Origin of the sequence: Escherichia sp. F1, from assembly GCF_046764225.1 — a bacterium.
In the GTDB taxonomy this organism is placed as follows: Bacteria; Pseudomonadota; Gammaproteobacteria; order Enterobacterales; family Enterobacteriaceae; genus Escherichia; species Escherichia coli.
In genome coordinates this window covers 1567918-1594416 of the sequence record NZ_CP177202.1, presented here as the reverse complement: position 1 = coordinate 1594416, position 26499 = coordinate 1567918, and the positions used below count along the sequence as shown (strand labels likewise).

General features: G+C 52.4%; 23 protein-coding genes. 5 read left to right on the top strand and 18 right to left on the bottom strand.

Annotated features, from left to right (window positions below):
• Positions 1–132: 132 nt before the first annotated feature.
• Positions 133–1104: a M28 family metallopeptidase gene (locus tag ACK8NJ_RS07655; protein WP_256270303.1), complete on the top strand. Its 972-nt coding sequence runs from the start codon at positions 133–135 to the stop codon at positions 1102–1104.
• Between the two features lie 102 nt (positions 1105–1206).
• Entirely contained in the window at positions 1207–1710 is a 504-nt protein-coding gene (locus ACK8NJ_RS07650; protein WP_000525375.1) for a YfbM family protein, read from the top strand.
• Between the two features lie 66 nt (positions 1711–1776).
• Here ACK8NJ_RS07650 and nuoN read toward each other — a convergent pair whose 3' ends face one another.
• From nuoN to lrhA, 14 genes are all read right to left on the bottom strand, one after another.
• Positions 1777–3234, bottom strand: a complete 1458-nt coding sequence (nuoN, locus tag ACK8NJ_RS07645) for an NADH-quinone oxidoreductase subunit NuoN (protein ID WP_000156701.1) — start codon at positions 3232–3234, stop codon at positions 1777–1779.
• A gap of 6 nt (positions 3235–3240) precedes the next feature.
• Positions 3241–4770 (bottom strand): NADH-quinone oxidoreductase subunit M, encoded by a 1530-nt coding sequence (gene nuoM, locus ACK8NJ_RS07640; protein ID WP_000926441.1) that lies wholly within the window; start codon positions 4768–4770, stop codon positions 3241–3243.
• Positions 4771–5000: 230 nt separating this feature from the next.
• Positions 5001–6842 carry an NADH-quinone oxidoreductase subunit L gene (gene nuoL, locus ACK8NJ_RS07635; RefSeq protein ID WP_001056618.1) on the bottom strand — a complete coding sequence of 614 codons (1842 nt, stop codon included), beginning with the start codon at positions 6840–6842 and terminating at the stop codon, positions 5001–5003.
• Complete coding sequence (nuoK, locus tag ACK8NJ_RS07630; protein WP_000612644.1) at positions 6839–7141, bottom strand: NADH-quinone oxidoreductase subunit NuoK; 303 nt, start codon at positions 7139–7141, stop codon at positions 6839–6841. Before nuoK ends, nuoL begins: the two co-directional genes overlap by 4 nt.
• Positions 7138–7692, bottom strand: a complete 555-nt coding sequence (gene nuoJ / locus ACK8NJ_RS07625) for an NADH-quinone oxidoreductase subunit J (RefSeq protein ID WP_000393511.1) — start codon at positions 7690–7692, stop codon at positions 7138–7140. Before nuoJ ends, nuoK begins: the two co-directional genes overlap by 4 nt.
• Positions 7693–7703: 11 nt before the next feature.
• On the bottom strand, positions 7704–8246 hold the full coding sequence (gene nuoI, locus ACK8NJ_RS07620) for an NADH-quinone oxidoreductase subunit NuoI (RefSeq protein ID WP_000172749.1): 543 nt from the start codon (positions 8244–8246) through the stop codon (positions 7704–7706).
• Between the two features lie 14 nt (positions 8247–8260).
• Positions 8261–9238, bottom strand: a complete 978-nt coding sequence (nuoH, locus tag ACK8NJ_RS07615; protein ID WP_000118507.1) for an NADH-quinone oxidoreductase subunit NuoH — start codon at positions 9236–9238, stop codon at positions 8261–8263.
• Complete coding sequence (gene nuoG, locus ACK8NJ_RS07610) at positions 9235–11961, bottom strand: NADH-quinone oxidoreductase subunit NuoG (protein ID WP_411962308.1); 2727 nt, start codon at positions 11959–11961, stop codon at positions 9235–9237. The genes nuoH and nuoG overlap by 4 nt, the downstream gene beginning before the upstream one ends.
• A 52-nt stretch (positions 11962–12013) precedes the next feature.
• Positions 12014–13351, bottom strand: coding sequence for an NADH-quinone oxidoreductase subunit NuoF (nuoF, locus tag ACK8NJ_RS07605; RefSeq protein WP_000789500.1), 1338 nt, complete (start codon positions 13349–13351; stop codon positions 12014–12016).
• On the bottom strand, positions 13348–13848 hold the full coding sequence (nuoE, locus tag ACK8NJ_RS07600; protein ID WP_000545042.1) for an NADH-quinone oxidoreductase subunit NuoE: 501 nt from the start codon (positions 13846–13848) through the stop codon (positions 13348–13350). Before nuoE ends, nuoF begins: the two co-directional genes overlap by 4 nt.
• Before the next feature lie 2 nt (positions 13849–13850).
• A complete protein-coding gene (gene nuoC, locus ACK8NJ_RS07595) occupies positions 13851–15653 on the bottom strand; it encodes an NADH-quinone oxidoreductase subunit C/D (RefSeq protein WP_000247878.1) in 1803 nt (600 codons plus the stop codon).
• 93 nt (positions 15654–15746) lie between these two features.
• The gene (nuoB, locus tag ACK8NJ_RS07590) at positions 15747–16409 is read right to left on the bottom strand and encodes an NADH-quinone oxidoreductase subunit NuoB (protein ID WP_000386733.1); all 663 of its coding nucleotides are present in this window, start codon (positions 16407–16409) and stop codon (positions 15747–15749) included.
• A gap of 15 nt (positions 16410–16424) precedes the next feature.
• Complete coding sequence (gene nuoA / locus ACK8NJ_RS07585) at positions 16425–16868, bottom strand: NADH-quinone oxidoreductase subunit NuoA (protein WP_000062997.1); 444 nt, start codon at positions 16866–16868, stop codon at positions 16425–16427.
• Positions 16869–17497: 629 nt separating this feature from the next.
• Positions 17498–18436, bottom strand: coding sequence for a transcriptional regulator LrhA (gene lrhA, locus ACK8NJ_RS07580; RefSeq protein WP_000622290.1), 939 nt, complete (start codon positions 18434–18436; stop codon positions 17498–17500).
• Between the two features lie 919 nt (positions 18437–19355).
• On the opposite strand from lrhA, the gene alaA reads away from it, so the two are divergent.
• A complete protein-coding gene (alaA, locus tag ACK8NJ_RS07575; RefSeq protein ID WP_000074527.1) occupies positions 19356–20573 on the top strand; it encodes an alanine transaminase AlaA in 1218 nt (405 codons plus the stop codon).
• 83 nt (positions 20574–20656) lie between these two features.
• Entirely contained in the window at positions 20657–21256 is a 600-nt protein-coding gene (gene yfbR / locus ACK8NJ_RS07570; protein WP_000813854.1) for a 5'-deoxynucleotidase, read from the top strand.
• Positions 21257–21340: 84 nt separating this feature from the next.
• On the opposite strand, the gene ACK8NJ_RS07565 is transcribed toward yfbR, so the two are convergent.
• From ACK8NJ_RS07565 to yfbV, 4 genes are all read right to left on the bottom strand, one after another.
• Positions 21341–23173 carry an SLC13 family permease gene (locus ACK8NJ_RS07565; protein ID WP_097336563.1) on the bottom strand — a complete coding sequence of 611 codons (1833 nt, stop codon included), beginning with the start codon at positions 23171–23173 and terminating at the stop codon, positions 21341–21343.
• 86 nt (positions 23174–23259) lie between these two features.
• Positions 23260–23910, bottom strand: coding sequence for a hexitol phosphatase HxpA (gene hxpA / locus ACK8NJ_RS07560; RefSeq protein ID WP_001203403.1), 651 nt, complete (start codon positions 23908–23910; stop codon positions 23260–23262).
• 10 nt (positions 23911–23920) lie between these two features.
• On the bottom strand, positions 23921–24415 hold the full coding sequence (locus tag ACK8NJ_RS07555; protein WP_000426124.1) for a YfbU family protein: 495 nt from the start codon (positions 24413–24415) through the stop codon (positions 23921–23923).
• Positions 24416–24497: 82 nt separating this feature from the next.
• Positions 24498–24953, bottom strand: a complete 456-nt coding sequence (gene yfbV / locus ACK8NJ_RS07550; RefSeq protein ID WP_000106627.1) for a terminus macrodomain insulation protein YfbV — start codon at positions 24951–24953, stop codon at positions 24498–24500.
• A 337-nt stretch (positions 24954–25290) separates the two neighbouring features.
• Between yfbV and ackA the strand changes: the two genes are divergently transcribed.
• The gene (gene ackA, locus ACK8NJ_RS07545) at positions 25291–26493 is read left to right on the top strand and encodes an acetate kinase (protein ID WP_000095707.1); all 1203 of its coding nucleotides are present in this window, start codon (positions 25291–25293) and stop codon (positions 26491–26493) included.
• Positions 26494–26499: the final 6 nt, after the last annotated feature.

Below are 26499 nucleotides of genomic sequence, written 5' to 3'. Positions count from 1 at the left end.
ATTCCTTTTTAAAATAGCGAACCCACTGTAAAAAAAATACTTTTTGTATATCTCTACCAAGCGTAATAAAATAAACACTCATAACTCATTATAAATAATTATAAAATAACGCCTTTTATTGATAATTTACATATGAAAAAAATGACACCTCTTTATTTTATATCATTACTACTATCGCTTACTTTTATTATTTTTTACCAACCCTGGGTCAATGCATTACCGCCAACGCCCCGACACGCAAGTCCTGAGCAATTAGAAAAAACAGTTCGTTATCTTACACAAACTGTGCATCCACGTAGTGCCGACAATATTGATAATCTGAATAGGTCCGCAGAGTATATAAAAGAGGTCTTTGTCAGTAGCGGTGCCAGAGTTACCTCGCAGGACGTCCCCATTGCGGGTGGCCCCTACAAAAACATTGTTGCTGATTATGGTCCTGCCGATGGACCGCTGATTATTATTGGTGCGCACTATGACTCTGCCAGCAGTTATGAAAACGATCAATTGACCTATACGCCGGGCGCGGATGATAACGCCAGCGGTGTGGCTGGATTACTCGAACTGGCACGTTTGTTACATCAGCAAGTACCGAAAACAGGCGTGCAGCTGGTCGCCTATGCGTCGGAAGAACCGCCCTTCTTTCGTAGCGATGAAATGGGGAGCGCGGTACATGCAGCTTCGCTTGAGCGTCCAGTGAGATTAATGATAGCGCTGGAGATGATTGGCTATTACGACTCTGCGGCTGGTAGTCAGGATTACCCTTACCCGGCAATGTTCTGGCTTTATCCCGATCGGGGAGACTTTATTGCCGTGGTCGGCAGAATGCAGGATATCAACGCCGTTCGTCAGGTAAAAGCGGCATTGTTGTCATCCCGGGATTTATCTGTTTATTCTATGAATGCCCCAGGGTTTATTCCCGGTATTGATTTCTCTGACCACCTGAATTATTGGCAACACGATATTCCCGCAGTAATGATTACTGACACCGCTTTTTATCGTAATAAACAATACCACTTGCCCGGTGATACCGCAGACAGATTGAATTATCAGAAAATGGCTCAGGTAGTGGATGGGGTTATAACTTTGTTATACAACAGTAAATAATAAAAATTTCTCGAGGCGAGTCCAGAAAAAGCGACATGTACATTTTATTTTCCCTCGTCTGTTTTAAGATGCAAAACATGAAATTCAACGGAGGAAAATAAAATGGGAATGATTGGCTATTTTGCAGAAATTGACTCAGAAAAGATTAACCAACTGCTTGAGTCTACTCAAAAACCTTTGATGGATAATATACATGACACGCTTTCAGGATTACGCCGACTGGATATTGATAAACGCTGGGATTTTTTACACTTTGGCCTGACGGGCACCTCTGCTTTTGATCCCGCGAAGAATGATCCGCTGAGTCGTGCCGTGCTTGGTGAACACAACCTCGAAGATGGCATAGATGGCTTCCTGGGATTGACCTGGAATCAGGAGTTAGCCGCGACAATCGACCGACTGGAAGCTCTGGATCGAAGTGAGCTGCGTAAACAGTTTTCCATTAAACGACTCAATGAAATGGAGATTTACCCTGGTGTGACTTTTTCAGAAGAGTTAGAGGGGCAACTCTTTGCTTCGATCATGCTTGATATGGAAAAGCTGATTAGTGCGTATCGACGTATGCTGCGACAAGGGAATCATGCGCTGACGGTTATTGTTGGGTGATGGGGTCAGGGCACCAAAAAAAACCGCCGAACATGTCGGCGGCTTTCTGACTTACGAACTGACAGCTTACATCAGCGGCATGGCTAACCGCACAATGCTAATCAGCGGTTGTGGCCATACACCCAGCACCAGTACCAACAGTGCAGAGATCAGCACCACGATACCGCCCGCGCTGTACTGCCAGTTTGATGGTGCATCGCGACCCGGTTGTTCCGGGGCGTGAAGATACAGGCTCACCGCCACGCGCAGGTAGTAGTAGAGGCCGATTGCCGAACCGACAACCACGGCACCCACCAGCCACCACAGGTGTGCCTGGACACCGACCGCCAGCACGTAGAACTTACCGATAAAGCCCAGCGTCATCGGGATACCGGCCAGAGACAGCATCATCACCGTCATCACCGCCGCGAGGATCGGACGATGCCAGAACAGACCGCGGTAAGAGAACAGGGAATCAGCATCCGGGCCACGATACGGGCTGGACATCAGGCTGACCACGCCGAACGCGCCTAGGCTGCTGAACAGATAACCGGCCAGGTAAACCCCTACCGCTTCCATCGACATCTCGCCAGTTTGCAGCGCAATCAGCGCCACCAGCAGATAGCCGAGGTGAGAGATAGATGAGTAACCGAGCAGACGTTTGATATTGGTCTGGCTCAGCGCCATCAGGTTACCGAAGATGATAGAGGCAAAGGCGATAATCGCCAGCACCACGCGAATTGCTTCGCTGTCACCCACCGGTGCGTAGAGGAACAGACGCATCACCACACCGAAGATAGCGATTTTGCTCGCCGTCGCCAGGAAAGTGGAAACCGGCGCAGGCGCGCCCTGGTATACGTCTGGCGTCCACAGGTGGAACGGCACCAGAGAGAGTTTGAAGCCGAGGCCGACAATCATCAGGCCGAAACCTGCCAGCAACAGCGGCTCGTTGAGCATACCGTCGCCGAGGTTTTTACCCAGCGCGACAAACGACAGGTCGCCAGACTGCGCATACACCAGCGCCATACCGAACAGCAGGAAAGAAGACGCTGCGGCAGAGAGAATGGTGTATTTGATACTGGCTTCCAGCGAACGTTTCTGGCGGAAAGCGTAACCGACCAGGCCAAACAGCGGCAAAGAGATCAGTTCGATACCGAGGAACAGAGACGCCAGATGGTTGGCATTCGCCAGCAGGATCCCGCCCAGCGCGGCAATTAACACCAACAGGTAGAACTCGTCCTTGTTGTCGTTATAGCCTTCAAGCCACGGGTAGGCGAAAGTACAGGTGGCGAGGCTCGCCAACAATACCAGCCCGGTGTAAAGCATGGCGAAACCATCAACGCGCATCAGTGGCGTAACGTCCATAGCGCCCGCCTGGCCGACAAACCAGAGCGAAACCAGCGCCGCGTTAAGCCCAATAACCGAGAGCGTAGCGTTGAGGAAATGATTGCGTCGCCACGCAATGGAGAGCATCACAACCACCACCGTCAAGCCGACGATCAGCAACGGTAGCAGTGCGATCAGGTTTTGTGGAGTTATTGTCATGGCGATTTACGGCCTTGTAGTAGTAACGGAATTAACAAACCACTGCTGGATATTGCCAATCGCGGAGTGCGAGGTATCCAGAATCGGCTGCGGATAGAAGCCCAGCAGTACCAGCAGCACCACCAGCAACAGGATCATAAACAGCTCACGCAGCGACATCCCTGGCAGTTCCTGGCTGGCAATCTGGCTTTTCGCTTTACCGAAGTAAGCGCGATGCAACATCGCCAGCGAATAAACAGATGCAAAGACCAGCCCAAAGGTAGAGATAACGGTAATCACCGGGACAACCTGGAAGCTGCCGAACAGAATCATAAATTCGCCGACGAAGTTACCGGTGCCTGGCATCCCAAGCGTTGCCACCGCAAAGAACAGCGACAGTGCTGGCAGCCATTTCATCTTGCTCCACAGACCGCCCATCATGCGCATGTCGCGGGTATGGATACGTTCATAAAGCTGACCGCAGAGAATAAACAGACCCGCTGCCGACAAGCCGTGCGCAATCATCTGGATTACCGCGCCCTGGTAGGCCAACTGGCTGCCGGTATAGATAGCAATCAGCACGAAGCCCATGTGGGAAACCGAGGTGTAGGCGATCAGACGTTTGATATCGGTCTGGGCGAAGGCCATCCACGCACCGTAGAAGATGCCGATAACACCCAGCCACATAGCGATTGGCGCGAACTCTGCCGACGCGTTCGGGAACAGCGGCAGGGAGAAACGCAGCAGACCGTAAGCGGCGGTTTTCAGCAAGATCCCCGCGAGGTCCACGGAACCGGCGGTCGGAGCCTGTGAGTGCGCATCCGGCAGCCAGCCATGCAGCGGAACCACCGGCATTTTCACCGCAAACGCGATGAAGAAGCCCAGCATCAACAGATATTCCACACCACTGGACATTGGCGTATTCAGCAGCTCTTCATAGTTGAAGGTCCAGACGCCGGTCGCATTATAGTGAACAAAAACCAGCGCCAGGATGGCGATCAACATCACCAGACCACTCGCCTGGGTGTAAATGAAGAACTTGGTTGCCGCCGTGATACGCGTTTTACCGTCAGAGGCTTTATGCCCCCACAGTGCGATCAGGAAGTACATCGGCACCAGCATCATTTCCCAGAAGAAGAAGAACAGGAACATGTCGATGGCAAGGAACACGCCGATAACGCCGCCCAGGATCCACATCAGGTTGAGGTGGAAGAAGCCCTGGTATTTTTCGATCTCTTTCCACGAACAGAGTACCGCCAGCACACCGAGCAGACCGGTCAGCACGACCATCAGCAGCGATAGCCCGTCAATGGCGAGATGGATAGAGATACCAAAACGCGGGATCCACGGCATGTCGAATTCAGACTGCCACTGCGGAATTCCGGCGGATTGCGTCAGTGAATAACCGCCCTGCAACCACAGTTGCAGCGACAGCGCCAGCGTCAATCCCATGGTGATCAGCGCGATCCAGCGCGGCACCTTGACGCCAAAGCGTTCGGTCTGCCAGCACAGGAAGCCGCCGATAAAGGGGATTAGTATTAACCAGGGTAATAACATAGCTAAGTATGTCCCTTATATTTACTCCTGCTCAGGCTATCTCACTCGCCAGCCCGAATCCCGGCAGTGCTCGCAATCCTCACGTACTTAAGTACGCTCCGGTTGCTGTGCGCTGGCGGTATCCGGTCTGACTTCGCCGATGACGCCTGTACTTCAGGAACAGTTACCTAAAATTTATTCTTAGTTCACAGACCCGGCGCAACGCCGGGTATATTCACTCAGCCAACAACTCAACGCAGTACCATCAACAGTGCCAGCACCACGACCGCACCGATGCTCATGGATGCCACATACCAGCGCAGATAACCGTTCTCGCTTAACAGCAGACCTTTACCTGCAAAGCGGGAAAGGACAGCCGGGATGTTCATCATTGAGTTCAGCGGATCGCGTTTCAGCAACCAGGCAATACCCAGGAACGGCTTGACGAACACTTTGTCGTACAGCCAGTCAAAGCCCCAGGCGTTGTACCACCAGGTGCCCAGCAGACGGCCCGGCGCACTGTTGGCGATGGAGGTCACCAGAGTACGTTTACCCAGCCACAGCCAGGCTGCCAGCAGAATGCCGACCACCGCGACCACGCCAGAGGTAATTTCCAGGGTCAACATGCTGCCGTGCGCCAGCTCCGTCGTTTGCGGGAGCACGCCCTGCAGCGGCGGTACAATCAGTGCGCCAACGAAGGTGGAAAGGATCAGCAGCACAATCAGCGGCAGGCTGTGAGTTACCCCTTTCACGGCGTGAGCGTGAATTTGTTCTTTTCCGTGGAAGACGATGAAAATCATACGGAAGGTGTAGAGCGAGGTCATAAACGCACCGACCAGACCAGCCACCATCAGATTGATATGACCATTCGCCATCGCACCCGCGAGGATCTCATCCTTACTGAAGAAGCCCGCAGTGACCAGCGGCAGTGCCGACAGGGCTGCGCCGCCCACCAGGAAGCAGAGATAAACCAGCGGAATAGATTTACGCAGACCGCCCATCTTGAAGATGTTCTGTTCGTGATGGCAGGCCAGAATGACGGAACCGGATGCCAGGAACAGCAGCGCTTTAAAGAACGCGTGAGTCATCAAGTGGAAAATCGCCGCATCCCATGCCTGTACGCCAAGCGCGAGGAACATGTAGCCAATCTGGCTCATGGTAGAGTAAGCGAGAACACGTTTGATGTCGGTCTGTACCAGCGCCGCAAAACCGGCCAGCAGCAGCGTAACCGCCCCAACAATGCCCACCAGATGCAGAACTTCCGGCGTCATCAGGAACAGGCCGTGGGTACGGGCGATCAGGTAGACACCCGCGGTTACCATGGTTGCGGCGTGGATCAGCGCGGAGACAGGCGTCGGGCCCGCCATCGCGTCGGCAAGCCATGTCTGCAACGGCAACTGCGCAGATTTACCGACCGCACCGCCCAGCAGCATCAGCGTCGCCCACATCAGCATGTTATTGCCGTCAGCAAAGTGCGCTGGTGCCAGTTCCACCATTTCGCGGAAGTTCAGGGTGCCCAGTTCGTTGTAAAGAATGAACAGCGCGAAAGCGAGGAAGACGTCACCCACACGGGTCACGACGAACGCTTTCATTGCCGCTGCGCCATTCTTCGGATCGGTGTAATAGAAACCGATCAGCAGATAGGAGCACAGGCCCACGCCTTCCCAGCCGAGGTACATCAGCAGCAGGTTGTCGGCAAGCACCAGAACTACCATGCTGGCGATGAACAGGTTGGTGTAAGCGAAGAAGCGAGAGTAGCCCTCTTCACCGCGCATATACCAGGAGGCGTACATGTGAATAAGGAAACCCACACCAGTGACCACCGAGAGCATGGTCAGCGACAGGCCGTCCAGCACCAGGTTAAAACCGATGTTAAAGTCGCCTACCGACATCCATGTCCACAGCGGCTGGCTGTATGCCTGCTCGCCGTTAGCGAAGAAGTCGACGCCAATAAAGGCAGTTACCAGCGCCGCCAGGCCTACAGAGCCAACGCCAACGATCGCCGAGACGTTTTCAGACCAGCGCCCACGGGAGAACGCCAGCAGGACGAAGCCAATCAATGGCAAAATAATGGTTAAGGCAAGCATGTTCATCCGCGCATCTCACTTACTGAATCGATGTTCAGGTTCTGGCGACGACGGTGAAGTTGCAGCAGCAGCGCAAGGCCGATACTCGCTTCTGCCGCCGCGAGGCTGATAGCGAGAATGTACATCACCTGACCGTCGGTCTGGCCCCAGTAGCTTCCGGCGACCACAAAGGCCAGCGCGGAGGCGTTAATCATGATTTCCAGACCAATCAGCATAAACAGCAGATTGCGACGGATAACCAGACCGGTTAAGCCAAGAACGAATAAGATTGCCGCGAGGATCAGTCCATGTTGTAAGGGGATCATGCGTGCTCCTCCGTTTTTCTTTTCGCGCTGTCGTCTTTACGATTGCTCAGCACTTCACCCGCACGCTCTTCACGACCAACGTGGAAGGCCACAACCAGACCCGCGAGCAGCAGCATAGAAGCCAGTTCCACCGCCAGTACGTAAGGCCCGAACAGCGTAATACCCACTGCTTTAGCACTGATTGGCGTACCGTCGATACCCTGATCATTAACACCAAGGATGGCGTAAACAATCACCACCAGCATGATGGCCGACAAAATCGCCGGACCAATCCACACCTGCGGTTTCAGCCACTGGCGTTCCTGTTCGATTTCTGAACCGCCCAGGTTGAGCATCATCACCACGAACACGAACAGCACCATAATGGCACCCGCATAGACGATAATTTCCAGCGCACCGGCGAAGTAAGCGCCCAGTGAGAAGAACACCCCAGAGATCGCCAGCAGCGAAATAATCAGGTACAGCAGTGCGTGTACCGGATTGGTATGAGTGATCACTCGCAAGGTCGCAAGTATGGCTATCAGGCCACAGATATAAAAAGCGAACTCCATTGCCCCTCTCCTTACGGTAACAGGCTCTTGACGTCGATAGGCTTGGCTTCGTTCTCTGCTTCGCCCTTATCTTTGCCGTCGATTGCCATACCTGCCATCCGGTAGAAGTTATATTCCGGGTATTTGCCCGGACCGGAGATCAGCAGATCCTCTTTCTCGTAAACCAGATCCTGGCGCTTGTATTCCCCCATTTCGAAATCCGGGGTTAACTGAATCGCCGTGGTCGGACAGGCTTCTTCGCACAGACCACAGAAAATGCAGCGTGAGAAGTTGATGCGGAAAAATTCCGGATACCAGCGACCGTCTTTGGTTTCTGCTTTTTGCAGCGAGATACAGCCGACCGGGCAGGCTACCGCGCAGAGGTTACAGGCTACGCAACGCTCTTCGCCGTCCGGATCGCGGGTCAGAACGATACGACCACGATAACGGGGCGGCAGATAGACCGGCTCTTCCGGGTACATTCGCGTTTCGCGTTTGGCGAACGCGTGCAGGCCGATCATCCAGATACTACGAACCTGGGTGCCGAAACCTACTAACAATTCTTTTAAGGTCATGGTCTTATTGCCCCTTATTGCGCCTGCCAGAGAATGACAGCCGCCGTTACCAGCAAGTTGATCAGCGTCAGCGGCAGGCAGATTTTCCAGCCGAAGGACATTACCTGGTCATAACGCGGACGCGGTAACGACGCACGAATCAAAATGAACATCATCATAAAGAACGCGGTTTTCAGCGCGAACCAGATGAATGGCGGTAACAACGGGCCTTGCCAGCCACCGAAGAACAGCGTCACCATCAATGCAGAGATGGTCACAATCCCGATGTACTCACCCACGAAGAACAGACCGAACTTCATACCGGAATATTCAATGTGGTAACCATCCGCCAGTTCCTGCTCGGCTTCCGGCTGGTCAAACGGGTGACGGTGACACACCGCCACGCCCGCGATGGCAAAGGTAATAAAACCAAAGAATTGCGGGATGACGTTCCACACATGCGCCTGGCTGTTGACGATGTCGGTCATGTTGAATGAACCGGCCTGCGCCACCACGCCCATCAGGGAAAGCCCGAGGAACACTTCGTAGCTCAGAGTCTGCGCAGAAGCACGCATCGCCCCCAGCAACGAGTATTTGTTGTTACTTGACCAGCCCGCAAACAGCACCGCGTAGACCGCCAGACCGGCCATCATCAGGAAGAACAAAATCCCGATGTTCAGGTCGGCAACCACCCAACCTGGGCTGACTGGCACAATCGCAAAGGCCAGCAGCAGCGAGGTAAAGGCAATCATCGGTGCCAGGGTAAAGATGACGCGATCCGAGAATTTCGGGATCCAGTCTTCTTTAAAGAACATCTTGATCATGTCCGCGACCAGCTGGAGCGAGCCGCCCCAGCCAACACGGTTAGGTCCGTAACGGTTCTGGAACAGACCCAGCAGGCGACGTTCGCCAAAGCTCATGAATGCCCCACAGGTGACAACCACCAGCAGGATCACCACCGCTTTGAGGATGGTCAGCAGGATCTCAATCAGTTCCGGTGATATCCAACTCATTGTTGTGCCTCCTTGAGATCCTCAAGATGCGCGCCAGCCAGCACCGGAGCAATGCCGGACATACCCATCGGCAAGCCAACCTGCCCTGCCGTCAGCCCTTCGGCGATTTCAACCGGCAGCGTGACCGTGTTGCCATCGTAGCTAAAGGAGACGCGAGTGCCCGCGTTCACACCCAACTTCGCGGCATCCGCCGGGTTAAGTTTGATGTACGGCTGTGGCATACGGCTCTGGAAAACCGGAGCACGCTGTGACAATTCATCGCTGCCAAACAGGTGGTAGTACGGCGCGATACGCCATTTCCCTGCCTGCGGCTGGAAGCGTGCCGGTACGCTGGTGAAGTAATCCAGACCGTTTTCGCTGGTTTCAAACAGACGCACACCTGGATCGCCAAAGCGCAGTTTGCCGCCCACTTCGTCCTGGAATTTGTTCCACGCCTGCGGGGAGTTCCAGCCCGGTGCCCAGGCAAACGGCACTTGCGAACGGTGCGCGGTCGGCTGGTTGTTACCTTCCATCGAGAAGGTGAACATGGTGTCAATATCCTGCGGCTGACGCGGCTCATGAACGCTGATATTGGCGCGCATGGCGGTACGACCGCTGTAACGGTGCGGCTCACGGGCCAGTTTCTGCCCACGAATACGGAATGTCGCATCCGGCGCAGCATCTTTGATACCCGCCAGTTCCGGGATTTTCGCCACAACAGCGTCAATCACATGGTCGAGCTGCGTCCAGTCCACTTCACGGCTCAGCAAGGTGCTGTGCAGCGAGTGTAACCAGCACCAGCTTTCCAGCATGACAGTTTTGCTGTCGTAATAAGCCGGATCGTAAACCTGGAAGAAACGTTGGGCGCGACCTTCATTATTAATTACCGTACCGTCGCTTTCAGCAAAGCTGGCAGCAGAAAGTACCAGATGGGCGTTTTCCATAATCGCTGTGCGTTGATGGTCAACCACCATCACCAGCGGCGCTTTAGCCAGCGCAGCATTCACGCGGGTAGCGGAAGCGTGACGATGCAGATCGTTTTCCAGCACCACCACCGCGTCGGCGCGTCCGGTTTCCAGTTCGGTTAACGCTTCTTCAAGCGATCCACCGCCCATAATGCCCAGCCCCATGCTGTTTACAGAGCGGGCAATCATGGTGATACCAACGTCAGCGCCGCGACCTTTCAGGGCTTTCGCCACGTTAGCCGCCGCCTGAATCACTTCAGCGCTACCAGCGTTCGTCCCGGAGATAATCAACGGTTTCTTCGCACCCGCCAGAGCCTGCACGATGACGTCGATTTTGCTTTGCAGCTCAGGTTCGATACCGTCAACCGCTGGTGCGGAGTTGTCCAGCGCATGGGCGATGGCAAAACCTAAACGCGCCTGATCTTCAACCGGTGCGCGGTAAGTCCACGCCGCGATATCATCCAGACGGGTATCATCAACGTTGGTAACAAACAGCGGATGCTTCGCACGTTGACCGATGTTGAGGATTGCCGCAATCTGCCAGTCAGCCACTTTCTGTGCTGCCGCCATTTCGCGCGCTTTACCTTTCACCGCCTGACGCACTGCCAGCGCGACGCGCGCGCCGGTCTGGGTAACGTCTTCGCCCAGCACCAGTACCGCATCGTAAGATTCGATTTCGCGCAGTGCCGGAGTATAAATGCCGCCTTCACGCAGCACTTTCAGCGCCAGTTGCAGACGTTCCTGCTCACCGTGAGCGATACCGGTGTAGAAGTTTTCTTCGCCCACCAGCTCACGCAGCGCAAAGTTGCTTTCCACGCTGGCACGCGGAGAACCAATACCGATCACTTTCTTCGACTGACGCAGAATATCTGCTGCGCCCTGCATTGCCTGTTCGGCATTGAGGGTAATGAAATCATCGCCACGACGCTGTACTGGCTGACGCGGACGATCTTTCAGGTTGACGTAGCCGTAACCGAAACGACCACGGTCGCAGAGGAAGTAGTGGTTTACCGTACCGTTGTAACGGTTTTCGATACGACGCAGTTCGCCGTAACGCTCGCCGGGGCTGATGTTACAGCCGATGGAACATTGCTGGCAGATGCTCGGCGCAAACTGCATATCCCATTTACGGTTGTAACGCTCGGAGTGCGTTTTGTCGGTGAATACGCCGGTCGGGCAAATCTCGACCAGATTACCGGAAAATTCGCTTTCCAGCGTGCCGTCTTCCGGGCGACCGAAGTAGACGTTGTCGTGCGCACCGTAAACGCCCAGGTCCGTGCCGTCAGCGTAATCTTTGTAGTAACGCACGCAGCGGTAGCAGGCGATGCAGCGGTTCATTTCGTGAGAGATGAATGGCCCCAAATCCTGATTACGGTGGGTACGTTTGGTGAAACGGTAGCGACGGAAGCTGTGTCCGGTCATCACAGTCATATCCTGAAGATGGCAGTTACCGCCCTCTTCACATACCGGACAGTCGTGCGGGTGGTTGGTCATTAACCACTCGACCACACTTTCACGGAACTGTTTCGCTTCTTCGTCGTCAATGGAAATAAAGGTGCCATCGGAAGCCGGTGTCATACAGGACATCACCAGGCGACCACGCGTGTCTTCCGCGTTTTGGTATTGCTTCACCGCACACTGGCGGCAAGCACCGACGCTTCCCAGCGCCGGATGCCAGCAAAAGTAAGGAATATCAAGGCCCAGAGACAGACAAGCTTCCAGCAGGTTGTCCGCTCCGTTGACCTCGTATTCTTTGCCGTCTACATGAATTGTAGCCATTAGCATGCTTCCAGTTTTCTCAGTCAGAGACTGAGCGTTAATCGAAATTCGGTTACCAGCGCTCTTTCAGCAGGTTCGGCTGAATCCCATTAATCAAATGGGTATTGCTGAACGGCTGTTTGATTCCCGCCTCAAATTCTTCGCGGAAATATTTGATGGCGCTCTGTAACGGCTCCACTGCACCAGGTGCGTGGGCACAGAAAGTTTTACCCGGGCCTAAGAATCGACACAGTTGCTCAAGTGTTTCGATATCGCCCGGCTGACCTTCGCCACGCTCCAGCGCACGCAGAATTTTCACGCTCCACGGCAGACCGTCGCGGCACGGCGTACACCAGCCGCAGGACTCACGGGCGAAAAACTCTTCCAGGTTACGCACCAGCGACACCATGTTGATCTCATGGTCAACCGCCATCGCCAGCGCCGTACCCAGACGGCTTCCCGCTTTACCGATACTTTCGAATTCCATCGGCAGGTCAAGGTGCGCTTCAGTCAGGAAGTCAGTACCAGCACCGCCTGGCTGCCAGGCTTTGAATTTCAGACCGTCACGCATACCACCGGCGTAATCTTCGAGGATCTCGCGTGCGGTGGTGCCGAATGGCAGTTCCCACAGGCCCGGATTTTTCACCCGACCGGAGAAGCCCATCAGCTTGGTGCCAGCATCTTTACTTTTCGAGATGTTCTGATACCACTCCACGCCGTTAGCGAGGATCGCCGGAACGTTACACAGGGTTTCGACGTTATTGACACAGGTCGGTTTGCCCCATGCACCGGAGGTTGCCGGGAATGGAGGCTTCGAGCGTGGGTTAGCGCGACGCCCTTCCAGGGAGTTGATTAACGCTGTTTCTTCACCGCAGATGTAGCGCCCAGCCCCGGTATGGACGAACAGTTCGAAATCGAAACCTGTTCCCATAATGTTTTTGCCAAGCAGGCCTGCTTCGGTGGCTTCGGCAATGGCACGGCGCAGATTCACTGCCGCTTCGATATATTCGCCGCGCAGGAAGATGTAGCCACGGTACGCTTTCAGCGCAAACGCGGAGATGAGCATACCTTCCACCAGCAGGTGCGGCAGTTGCTCCATCAGCAGACGGTCTTTATAGGTGCCCGGCTCCATTTCATCGGCGTTACACAGTAGGTAACGGATATTCATGGATTCGTCTTTCGGCATCAGGCTCCACTTCAGACCAGTCGAAAAGCCCGCGCCGCCGCGCCCTTTCAGACCAGCGTCTTTTACCTGATTAACGATTTCGTCCGGAGACAGCCCGGTCAGCGCCTTACGCGCGCCTTCGTAACCGTTTTTGCTGCGATATTCGTCCAGCCACACTGGCTGTTTGTCATCGCGCAGACGCCAGGTCAGCGGATGCGTTTCGGGAGTACGGATAATGTTTTTCATTTATACCGCTCCAGCAGTTCAGGGATCGCTTCCGGGGTCAGATGTGCGTGAGTATCCTCATCGATCATCATGTTTGGCCCTTTATCACAGTTCCCCAGGCAGCAAGTTGGCAGCAGCGTAAAGCGACCGTCAAATGTCGTTTGCCCTGGTTTGATGTTCAGCTTTTTCTCGAGCGCCGCCTGAATACCCTGATAACCGTTGATATGACAGACCACGCTGTCGCAATAACGGATCACATGGCGACCAACCGGCTGGCGGAAGATCTGGCTATAAAACGTTGCCACACCTTCGACGTCGCTCGCCGGAATACCCAGCACATCGGCGATCGCGTGGATCGCGCCATCCGGCACCCAGCCACGCTGCTTCTGAACGATTTTCAGCGCTTCAATGGACGCCGCACGCGGGTCTTCGTAGTGGTGCATTTCGTGCTCAATCGCTTCACGCTCTGCCGCACTCAGCTCAAAAGCCTCGGTTTGTGGTTGTTGATTCTCGTGCATAATTAGCGGTCCACATCTGACATAACAAAATCGATACTGCCCAGATAAACAATCAGGTCAGACACCAGGCTGCCGCGGATCGCCGCCGGAATTTGCTGCAAATGCGCATAACTCGGCGTACGGATACGGGTGCGATAACTCATGGTGCTACCGTCGCTGGTCAGGTAGTAACTGTTGATCCCCTTGGTCGCCTCAATCATCTGGAAAGATTCATTGGCTGGCATCACCGGACCCCACGACACTTGCAGGAAGTGGGTGATCAGGGTTTCGATATGTTGCAGCGTGCGCTCTTTCGGCGGCGGCGTGGTCAGCGGGTGATCCGCTTTGAACGGGCCTTCCGGCATGTTGTTGAGGCACTGCTCAAGAATGCGCAGACTCTGGCGCAGCTCTTCCACTTTCAGCATTACGCGGGTGTAGCAGTCAGAAACACCACCACCCACCGGGATTTCAAAGTCGAAGTTTTCATAGCCAGAATAAGGACGCGCCTTACGCACGTCGAAGTCGATCCCGGTGGCGCGCAGGCCCGCACCGGTGGTGCCCCACTCCAGCGCCTCTTTCGCGCCATAGGCGGCAACGCCCTGGGAACGACCTTTCAGAATGGTGTTTTGCAGCGCCGCTTTCTCGTAAGACGCCAGACGTTTCGGCATCCAGTCGAGGAACTCACGCAGCAGGCGATCCCAGCCGCGCGGCAGGTCGTGCGCTACGCCGCCAATACGGAACCACGCCGGGTGCATACGAAAACCAGTGATTGCTTCCACCAGATCGTAAATTTTCTGACGATCGGTAAAGGCGAAGAACACTGGCGTCATCGCGCCGACGTCCTGAATAAAGGTGGATATATACAGCAGATGGCTGTTGATGCGGAACAGCTCAGAAAGCATTACGCGAATGACGTTAACGCGATCCGGCACGGTGATCCCGGCCAGTTTCTCTACCGCCAGCACGTAAGGCATTTCGTTAACGCAGCCGCCGAGGTATTCGATACGGTCGGTATACGGAATGTAGCTGTGCCAGGACTGGCGTTCGCCCATTTTCTCCGCACCACGGTGGTGGTAGCCGATGTCTGGTACGCAGTCGACAATTTCTTCGCCATCAAGCTGCAAAACGATGCGGAAAGCCCCGTGCGCCGACGGGTGGTTCGGGCCGAGGTTGAGGAACATGAAGTCCTCGTTTTCGGTGCCGCGCTTCATCCCCCACTCTTCCGGTTTGAAGGTCAGGGCTTCCATCTCCAGGTCCTGTTTGGCTTTGGTCAGCTCAAACGGCGAGAATTCGGTAGCGCGCGCCGGATAATCTTTACGCAGCGGGTGACCTTTCCAGGTTTGCGGCATCATGATGCGGCGCAGGTTCGGGTGACCGTCGAAAGTAATGCCAAACAGATCCCAGGTTTCACGCTCATACCAGTTGGCGTTCGGGAACAGTTTGGTGAAGGTCGGTACGTGCAGGTCGTTTTCTGCCAGCGCCACCTTCAGCATGATGTCGCGGTTACGATCGATAGAAATCAGATGGTAGAAAACGGAAAAATCCGCGGCAGGTAACCCTTCGCGGTGTGTGCGCAGACGTTCGTCCATGCCGTGTAAGTCAAACAGCATGACGTAAGGTTTCGGCAGTTTCTTTAAGAAATCGCCAACTTCCAGTAATTGTTCACGCTTGATCCACACAACGGGAACCCCGGTGCGAGTCGCCTGAACAGTAAAGGCATCCGGCCCAAAACGGTTGCGCAGTTCGCCAATCACCGGATCATCAAGATGATCGCGGGTCTGCCAGGCGGGTTCTTGCGCGGTTAAGTCGGTCATATTGTTCACCATTGCAAATGGTCCGTGGTGACTGTCGGCGCAGTAAGCTTCGCGAAATAGATTTAGGAATAAGCGAAGAAAAATCCCTTTGCCGACAGGCGCAAATTAAATCTCGTCAGGTGTACGCAGGTTGGTTACGGCAATGCGTTCACCGCGCTTGCGTTCGCGCTCTGATTGCATATTGGCGCGATAAACGCCCTGATCGCCAACCACCCAGGAGAGCGGACGACGTTCTTTGCCGATAGATTCCTGCAACAGCATCAGTGCCTGCATGTACGCTTCAGGACGCGGCGGGCAGCCCGGGATATACACATCAACCGGGATGAATTTATCGACGCCCTGCACAACGGAATAAATATCGTACATACCGCCGGAGTTGGCACAGGCACCCATTGAGATAACCCATTTTGGTTCCAACATCTGGTCATACAGACGCTGAATAACCGGTGCCATTTTGGTAAAGCAGGTTCCTGCCACCACCATCAGGTCAGCCTGACGCGGCGAAGCACGCAATACTTCTGCGCCAAAACGCGCCACGTCATGCACCGCGGTAAACGAAGTCACCATCTCAACGTAACAGCAGGAAAGACCGAAGTTATACGGCCAAATTGAGTTTTTACGACCCCAGTTAACCATGTCATTGAGCTTGCCCATAAACACGTTTTTGTTAACTTCTTGCTCCAGAGGGTCGGTTACGATCTCCTGCTTTTGCAGGGGGTAACGGTCGTTCTCACCGTTGGGATCTATGCGGGTGAGCGTATAATCCATCTTAATGCCTCGCGGTTAGCGTTGACGATTAGCGATACTGTTCGTTTCCGGGTTCATACGCTCGCGGCGTGAACGCGCGGGCGTCCAGTCCAGCGCGCCAATACGCACCAGATAAACCAGACCTGCCAGTAACACAAAAATAAAAATTGCAGCTTCCACAAAGCCTACCCAGCCGCTTTCGCGGATAGAGGTTGACCATGCGAACAGATACAGCGCTTCAACGTCGAAGATAACGAAGAACATGGCCACCAGATAAAACTTGGCGGACAGGCGTAAGCGGGCGGAGCCGACCGAGTCGATACCGGATTCAAACGGAACGTTTTTCGACCTTGCGCGTGCGCGACCGCCTAAAAACCAACCGCCTACCAGCATCAGGCAACACAGGCCAATGGCAACGATAAGAAAGATAGCGAATGCCCAGTGATGAGCGATGACTTCAGTGGATGTTGACATACTCATTGCTTACTCATCAAAAGTAGCGCCAGATTCACTGCTCTTCACGGCAGATGGACGCCACATCGATTCATGGGGAGGAATAAAAAAAACCTTACAATCACTGTAGAAATTCTTTTATACAGCTAATTGATGTGGTCTTTTACTCCTTTCTATAACCTTTTGTCAACTTTAACAAAAGTTTCTTCACATTAGTTTACATAATATCAACACCATTAGCATTTAATGCCCTTTCAACCCAGATCCTTGACGACTCCAGGATAATTAGATGTTGTTGAATCGTGTCCGTTGTGAAGCAATGGAAAAAATACGGGTCTATTTTGACAGGAATTTGTGTCGATTCCTCCCCCCAAAAGAGAGTATTTTCTTGATCTGTGACACGCTTTTGTCATTCCATAACAAAAACGCAGCAACAAATTTACGTATTTTTTAACATCATTGTAGCAGGTGATTTTTTTCAGGCGATTATTTGTGCGTTCGGGACGTGAATCTCTGGTGATTGAAAAATGAACAGTTTTGTACGTTCTGCACGATACGAGGAAGGCTTTTTACTAAAAAAAAGCCGCTGGGGTTTAAAACACCCCCAGCGGCTCGTTTTTACACTATTGTCTCAGAAATTATCTATGGTCCGTCGATTACTCGATATCCCTTTCAATCAACAATGAGTCATCGCCTTCCGGAGCAGACATTGGGCTGTATTGCCACGGATTATGGTAGCTCTCCATCGCCTGATAGATCACCTGGGCCAGCTCATTATTACTGGACGGGTCATAGCACAGCAAATATTCGGTATCGGGTAGCGGCGGTAAGCCATCTACTCCACTCAGCACACGCAGGTCTGGACTCATCATCTCGACCGGCCTTGCCGTCACGCCAAGACCGGCTTTTACTGCCGCACGAACTGCCGGAAGCGTCGAGGCGACATAAGCCAGTCGCCATGGAATATCTGCTTTATTAAGCGTCGCCAGCACCATATCGCGAAACGGGCTAGGATCATCCAGCAATACAAGAGGGATCGGCTCGCCTTTTTGCAATACGTATTCCGCTGCGCAGTACCAGTGTGTTGGCGAGGTACGCAGGTTCAATGCCTTAAACGTTGAAGGACGATGGGTGGTTACCATCAAATCCACTTCCTGGGATTCCAGCATTTCTGCCATATAGGCATTACGTTTAACGCGGACATCCAGCGCTAGTTTCGGATAAACCGAACTCACGCGATTTAACAGGAAAGGTAAGATCGTATCGGCAGATTCATCTGAAGCACCGATAGTTAACACGCCCTGAAGATTACTGAACATTAATGATGAGCAGGCCTCATCATTAAAACGCAGAATTTTTCTGGCGTAACCAAGAAGTTGAATGCCATGTTCAGTTAACAGTTTGTTGCGACCGTGACGAGCGAACAGTTCTTTCCCAACGAGTTGTTCCAGACGCTGCATTTGCTGACTTACGGCGGACTGAGTACGACACACAGCGGCAGCTGCGGCAGCAAAAGTGTTCAGATCGGCAACAGCAACAAATGTTCTCAGCAGATCGAGGTCGAGGTTAATTATCGGACGATTTGCACTTATCATATATTATCACTTACTGGCGGCTCATACTGAGCTGGTTAATGCTGTGCACACACAAACAAGCAATTCCATTTGTAATGTGCCTCCCTGGCAGTTTCATCCGGAACCCGGACGAAAGTAAAAATGCATATGAGTTGCACTAAAAAAGCGACTCACATTGTTCCGTTATAATGCCTGAAGTAGATCACAGAATATATCTTCAGGAATCGCATATCTATTAAGTTACTCACTCTTTTGTATTTATGACATGCGCGTGTTTGTATAAATGTAAATGTGAGTCCTTGTTCCACTCTCGTGCAGCATCGCTGGTCATACGCGAACACGTACAAACAGCAATGGTGAGGCGGCATCAAGAGCAGGGATCCGTCATTTATGCGAGCATTTTACCCCAAAAACCTTTTATTTATAAGGGTCATTGCGAATTATCTGATGCAAAGTTATGTTATGTTAGGCAAAGTAATCTTCTATTATTAATAAGCACAACAAAACCTTTTTGAATATTAAATAATAATTAATTAGCATCATCCTCATACATTAATCCCGCTTAACAATAGTTTCACACCTTGCACCCATTACGACACCTCGGAAATCATCACGCTGTTAAACTCTCCGTAATGCGGAAATATCATCATCACGATTCATTAGTGAATTCTTAAACGAGGCATTTTCAAACAATTATCTTACAGATAAAAAAACCACACTCACAATTAAGAATCAGAACAATTCACTACATAACATTAATTACTAAGCATATACACCTCATTATTTTGCCATTATTAAGTTATTAACAGCACAATCGAGTCTTCCCCTCTGGCAAAATCTTATTCTGCAGACCTTCAAAACGCCGTCCTGGGGGAGTACATTGTTCTAAGCTGACTTCCACGGCAGGGAGTGGCGATAACAGCAAAAAAGGTCAAGATTCATGTCCCCCATTGAAAAATCCAGCAAATTAGAGAATGTCTGTTACGACATCCGTGGTCCGGTGCTGAAAGAAGCAAAACGCCTGGAAGAAGAAGGTAACAAGGTACTGAAACTGAACATCGGCAACCCTGCCCCATTCGGTTTTGACGCGCCAGATGAAATCCTCGTTGACGTGATTCGCAACCTGCCTACCGCTCAAGGGTATTGCGATTCCAAAGGGCTTTACTCCGCGCGTAAAGCCATCATGCAGCACTACCAGGCTCGTGGCATGCGTGATGTTACCGTGGAAGATATTTACATCGGCAATGGTGTATCGGAGCTTATCGTTCAGGCAATGCAGGCATTGCTGAACAGCGGCGACGAAATGTTGGTTCCTGCACCTGATTACCCACTATGGACCGCGGCGGTTTCGCTCTCCAGCGGTAAAGCGGTGCATTATCTTTGCGATGAATCCTCTGACTGGTTCCCGGACCTTGATGATATTCGCGCTAAAATTACGCCTCGTACGCGTGGGATCGTTATTATCAACCCAAATAACCCAACTGGCGCGGTATATTCCAAAGAGCTTTTAATGGAGATAGTGGAGATTGCACGTCAGCATAATCTCATTATCTTCGCCGATGAAATTTATGACAAAATTCTCTACGACGACGCTGAGCATCACTCAATTGCGCCGCTGGCACCTGATCTGCTGACTATTACCTTTAACGGACTGTCGAAAACGTACCGCGTTGCTGGCTTCCGTCAGGGGTGGATGGTGTTGAACGGGCCGAAAAAACACGCCAAAGGTTACATCGAAGGTCTGGAAATGCTGGCCTCAATGCGCCTGTGTGCTAACGTTCCTGCGCAACACGCCATTCAGACCGCGCTGGGCGGTTATCAGAGCATCAGTGAATTTATTACCCCTGGCGGTCGTCTTTATGAGCAGCGTAACCGCGCATGGGAATTGATCAATGATATTCCGGGCGTTTCCTGCGTGAAACCGCGTGGTGCGCTGTACATGTTCCCGAAAATCGACGCCAAACGCTTTAATATTCACGACGATCAGAAAATGGTGCTGGATTTCCTGTTGCAGGAAAAAGTTCTGTTGGTGCAAGGGACGGCATTCAACTGGCCGTGGCCGGATCACTTCCGCATTGTCACGCTACCGCGTGTCGATGATATCGAGCTGTCTTTGAGTAAGTTCGCGCGTTTCCTTTCTGGTTATCATCAGCTGTAATCTTAATTTCACTGCCGGAGATTGCATCCGGCAGTGTTATCCCGCCACAATGACCTGATGATGTCATCATACGTAAGGTCACTATGAAACAGAGCCATTTTTTTGCCCATCTCTCCCGCCTGAAACTCATTAACCGCTGGCCGCTGATGCGCAACGTGCGGACGGAAAATGTGTCCGAACACAGTTTGCAGGTAGCGATGGTCGCCCATGCGCTGGCAGCTATCAAAAATCGGAAATTTGGCGGTAATGTCAACGCCGAACGTATCGCTTTACTGGCGATGTACCACGATGCCTCAGAAGTGCTCACCGGCGATCTCCCTACTCCGGTGAAATACTTCAATTCGCAAATCGCTCAGGAATACAAGGCGATTGAAAAAATCGCTCAGCAAAAACTGGTCGATATGGTTCCGGAAGAGCTGCAGGATATTTTTGCGCCGTTAATTGACGAGCATGCATATAGCGATGAAGAGAAATCGCTGGTGAAACAGGCAGATGCACTGTGTGCATATCTGAAATGTCTGGAAGAACTCGCGGCGGGAAATAATGAATTCTTGCTGGCAAAAACGCGACTGGAAGCGACGCTTGAAGCGCGCCGCAGCCAGGAGATGGACTACTTCATGGAAGTCTTTGTTCCCAGCTTCCATCTTTCGCTCGATGAGATTAGCCAGGATTCACCGCTGTAAGCAGCCGGAGTCTGCGTCGCATCAGGCAATAAGCGCCGGATGCGACATCAGGCAATAAGCGCCGGATGCGACATCAGGCTCTTGTCAAAACGGAAACAGCATCGGGATCATCACCACACAAACCGCCATCACGATAATGGTGAACGGTACCCCCAACTTCACAAAGTCACTGAAGCTGTAATTTCCCGGACCTAAAACCAGTGTGTTAACAGGTGAAGAAACCGGCGTCATAAAGGCGGCGGATGCTGCCATCGCCACGACCATCGCAAATGGATAAGGCGACACACCCATCGTTTTGGCAGCAGCCAGCGCAATCGGAGCCATCAACACCGCCGTTGCGGTATTAGAGATAAATAGCCCAATAACCGCCGACAAGACAAACAAACAACCCAGCATCATATGTGGCCCGTAACCGCCGCCAATGTCCATCAGCCCTTTCACCGCCAGCGCGACACCTCCCGTTTTCTGTAATGCCACAGCAAACGGCATCATCCCAACGATCAAAATAATGCTCGGCCAGTGAATGGATTTATAGGCGCTTTCAGCATCGATACAGCGGAATTTCCCCATCAGCAGGCAGGCGATGATAGCGGCAACAGGATTAGGAATTTCATCGGTCAGCATTAACGCCACCATTAGCACCAGACAGAAAATCGCATGGGGTGCCTGGCTGTGCGCGGGCGATGCTTCACTCACCTCTTCCGGTAAGTTCAGCGCTACGAAGTCGCGGCCCTGTTTGGCCAGCATACCGATCAGTTTCCAGTTACCAACAACCAGGATGATATCGCCCAGCAGCAGAGGCTCATCCGCCAGCGAACCTTCCAGCGCCACGCCATTGCGCTTTAGCCCCACCACATTCAGTCCGTAGCGGGTACGAAAACCAATTTCGCGCACCGATTTACCAATCAGTTCTGACTCAGGAATTAATGAAATCTCTGCCATGCCCACATCAAGGGCCTGGTCAGAAAAATACTCGCCGCGTAGTACCATCGGCTCCAGCAACTGCTCACTACAAAATTGCCGGAGATCGACATCAGCCGCAGACATATCAATAAGCAAAACGTCACGCGCGCGAAATTCAGAAACCCCGTTAACATTCACGATAACGCGACGAAAACGCCGCCAGCGTTCAACACCGATGACGTTAGCGCCATAACGCTCACGTAGTTTGAGATCGTCCAGCCGTTGACCAATCATTGGCGAACCGGGGCGAATAGCCAGACGACGCGCACGCCCGGTCAGTCGATATTCACGGATAAGATCGCGAAAGGTTCGACGCGTCCAGCCTTCGCGCTGCGGGGTCTGGGTATCCCCTTTCAGCATGAAACGCATCACTAACATATACAAAATACCCAGCACCAGCACGACCAGGCCAATAGGTGTTACGCTAAAGAAACTAAAACCATGATAGCCTTCACGCAGCAATTCACTGTTGACTACCAGGTTCGGCGGCGTCGCCACCAGCGTCATCATGCCGCTTATCAGCCCGGCAAAACTTAACGGCATCATCAGGCGCGACGGCGACGTTTGCATACGCATGGCAACGCTTAACACCACGGGAATAAAGATAGCGACAACGCCGGTTGAACTCATAAACGCGCCAAGCCCCGCGACGGTCAGCATCAACAAAACCAACATTTTGATTTCACTGTTGCCCGCCACTTTGACCAGCCATGTCCCCATTACAGTGGCAACACCGGTACGGACCAAACCATCGCCAATAATGAACAAGGCGGCAATCAGGACAACGTTAGGATCGGAAAAGCCGGAAAATACTTCGGGGACCGTCAGCGTTCCGCTTAATGCAAACGCGACAATAACAAACAAAGCGACCGCATCCATACGCACTCTGCCCGTCGCAAACAAGATGATGGCAACAGCCAGTAATGAAAGAACCCAAATCAATTCACCGTTCACAACTTATCCTTGTTAATTGAGGGGGATGACTTGATTCTGCCATAAAAAAGCCCCGACGAGACGGGGCTAAATCATGATCAGGTGTTTCACTGAATAATAACATCGCCATTTGGCTGTTTGGTCACAGTAATTTGCTCCAGACTGTGGAGGACCAAATCGACCTCATTCAGGCGCGGGGTATCTGCCGGAGCGTTAACCGCAATGACATGACAACCCGCCGCCAGGCCAGAAAGCACGCCAGCGGGAGCATCTTCCACCACCACACACTCCTGCGGCGCAAGCCCCAGCAGCTGCGCGCCTAACAGATACGCATCAGGTTCTGGTTTTCCACGCTTCACTCGCTCAGCGGTTACAAACACCTCTGGTGCGGGAAGCCCAGCTACTTTATGGCGCGCTCGCGCTACCGGCATGGAGCCAGAAGTCACAATGGCCCACGGAATACCTGCTTTATTCAAATGATTGAGTAAGGCGATTGCCCCCGGAAGCGCGGTAATACCCTCGGTTTCCGTGGCCTCGATTTGCTCCAGACGCGTAAACTCGGCGGCAATATCAGCCTCGGATTTGCCCGCCATAAAATGGCGCAGAGAGGTGATCGCCTGTTTACCGTGAATAAAAGCCAGCACCTCTTCCGGCGCTAACCCATGACGTCTGGCCCAGTTGCTCCACGCCCGTTCTACCGCAGGCAGGGAATCCACCAGCGTTCCATCAAGATCAAACAGAAAACCTTTGCACCGCACGCGGGCCTCCTCAGGCGTTGATAATTTGATTAATTTCGTTGGCGCTCAAATGGTACTGACGCGGGCAGGCATGCCACACATTAAGCATGCGTTGATATTTTTCCCACATTGGCGTCTGGGCGTTAAAACCGTGAGTTCCAGCGTCAAAATGGGTATAGCGCCCTTCCACATTAACCATAAAGCGGACATAACCGAGGTAACGTGCTTCAGTGGCGGCGTCAAAGCCGAGGAAGGTGACACGACGTTCATCGATGGATTGCTGGTCCTGCAAATTAGACCAGGAAACATGCAACGCATGATACATCTCCATAATGTCGATGATAGTGCGGCAGGTTTCTTCTTTCAGCTCGCCAAACTCGCGATCCAGTTCACGCATCTGTAATCCATAACCACGCTCAATGATTGTTTGCAGGCGACGGTAACGTTCAGCATTTGCCGGATCGAGCATAGTCATCATCTTGTACTGGTTAGACAAAATAAGACGTTGCGCGTTGGTCATTTCCATTGTTGACTCCTGTATCACTCTACTACGGTGAAAAAAAAGAAGGCTGAGTATGCCTTCTTTTATATGCGTAATCAGGGGTCAATTACAAATCATCAAGGAAAGTTTTATCCAGTTGTTTGAAGGCGCGCTTAAGCGTGTCAGCTAATGCCTGGTAATCAGGCTTGCCTTCAACGGGTGCCAACACCTGTCCAGACTCCTGCAATTTACCGCGAACTTCATAAAACCAGTTAAGGATTGCAGGGGGTAATGGCGTTACAGAACGTTTGCCCAGCCACCACAATCCCTGCATGGGTAAACTTAAGGCGAACAGCGCAGTGGCAACTGCCGGCCCAAGCTGACCGCCCAGGGCAATCTGCCAGCAGAGAGTAAATACGGCGATCGGCGGCATAAAACGGATCGCATAACGCGTCATCTTGATAACGCGATTTTCGACAAAGACCGGGGCAAGGCGTTTTTCCAGCGGCCACGTCTTTGAGTAATGCTGTCCCCGGCGAAACAAGCTAAAAAAATTAACAGAACGATTATCCGGCGTTGACATGCTTCACCTCAACTTCACATATAAAGATTCAAAAATTTGTGCAAATTCACAACTCAGCGGGACAACGTTCAAAACATTTTGTCTTCCATACCCACTATCAGGTATCCTTTAGCAGCCTGAAGGCCTAAGTAGTACATATTCATTGAGTCGTCAAATTCATATACATTATGCCATTGGCTGAAAATTACGCAAAATGGCATAGACTCAAGATATTTCTTCCATCATGCAAAAAAAATTTGCAGTGCATGATGTTAATCATAAATGTCGGTGTCATCATGCGCTACGCTCTATGGCTCCCTGACGTTTTTTTAGCCACGTATCAATTATAGGTACTTCCATGTCGAGTAAGTTAGTACTGGTTCTGAACTGCGGTAGTTCTTCACTGAAATTTGCCATCATCGATGCAGTAAATGGTGAAGAGTACCTTTCTGGTTTAGCCGAATGTTTCCACCTGCCCGAAGCACGTATCAAATGGAAAATGGACGGCAATAAACAGGAAGCGGCTTTAGGTGCAGGCGCCGCTCACAGCGAAGCGCTCAACTTTATCGTTAATACTATTCTGGCACAAAAACCAGAACTGTCTGCGCAGCTGACTGCTATCGGTCACCGTATCGTACACGGCGGCGAAAAGTATACCAGCTCCGTAGTGATCGATGAGTCTGTTATTCAGGGTATCAAAGATGCAGCTTCTTTTGCACCGCTGCACAACCCGGCTCACCTGATCGGTATCGAAGAAGCTCTGAAATCTTTCCCACAGCTGAAAGACAAAAACGTTGCTGTATTTGACACCGCGTTCCACCAGACTATGCCGGAAGAGTCTTACCTCTACGCCCTGCCGTACAACCTGTACAAAGAGCACGGCATCCGTCGTTACGGCGCGCACGGCACCAGCCACTTCTATGTAACCCAGGAAGCGGCAAAAATGCTGAACAAACCGGTAGAAGAACTGAACATCATCACCTGCCACCTGGGCAACGGTGGTTCCGTTTCTGCTATCCGCAACGGTAAATGCGTTGACACCTCTATGGGCCTGACCCCGCTGGAAGGTCTGGTCATGGGTACCCGTTCTGGTGATATCGATCCGGCGATCATCTTCCACCTGCACGACACCCTGGGCATGAGCGTTGACGCAATCAACAAACTGCTGACCAAAGAGTCTGGCCTGCTGGGTCTGACCGAAGTGACCAGCGACTGCCGCTATGTTGAAGACAACTACGCGACGAAAGAAGATGCGAAGCGCGCAATGGACGTTTACTGCCACCGCCTGGCGAAATACATCGGTGCCTACACTGCGCTGATGGATGGTCGTCTGGACGCTGTTGTATTCACCGGTGGTATCGGTGAAAATGCCGCGATGGTTCGTGAGCTGTCTCTGGGCAAACTGGGCGTGCTGGGCTTTGAAGTTGATCATGAACGCAACCTGGCTGCACGTTTCGGCAAATCTGGTTTCATCAACAAAGAAGGTACCCGTCCTGCGGTGGTTATCCCAACCAACGAAGAACTGGTTATCGCGCAAGACGCGAGCCGCCTGACTGCCTGATTTCAC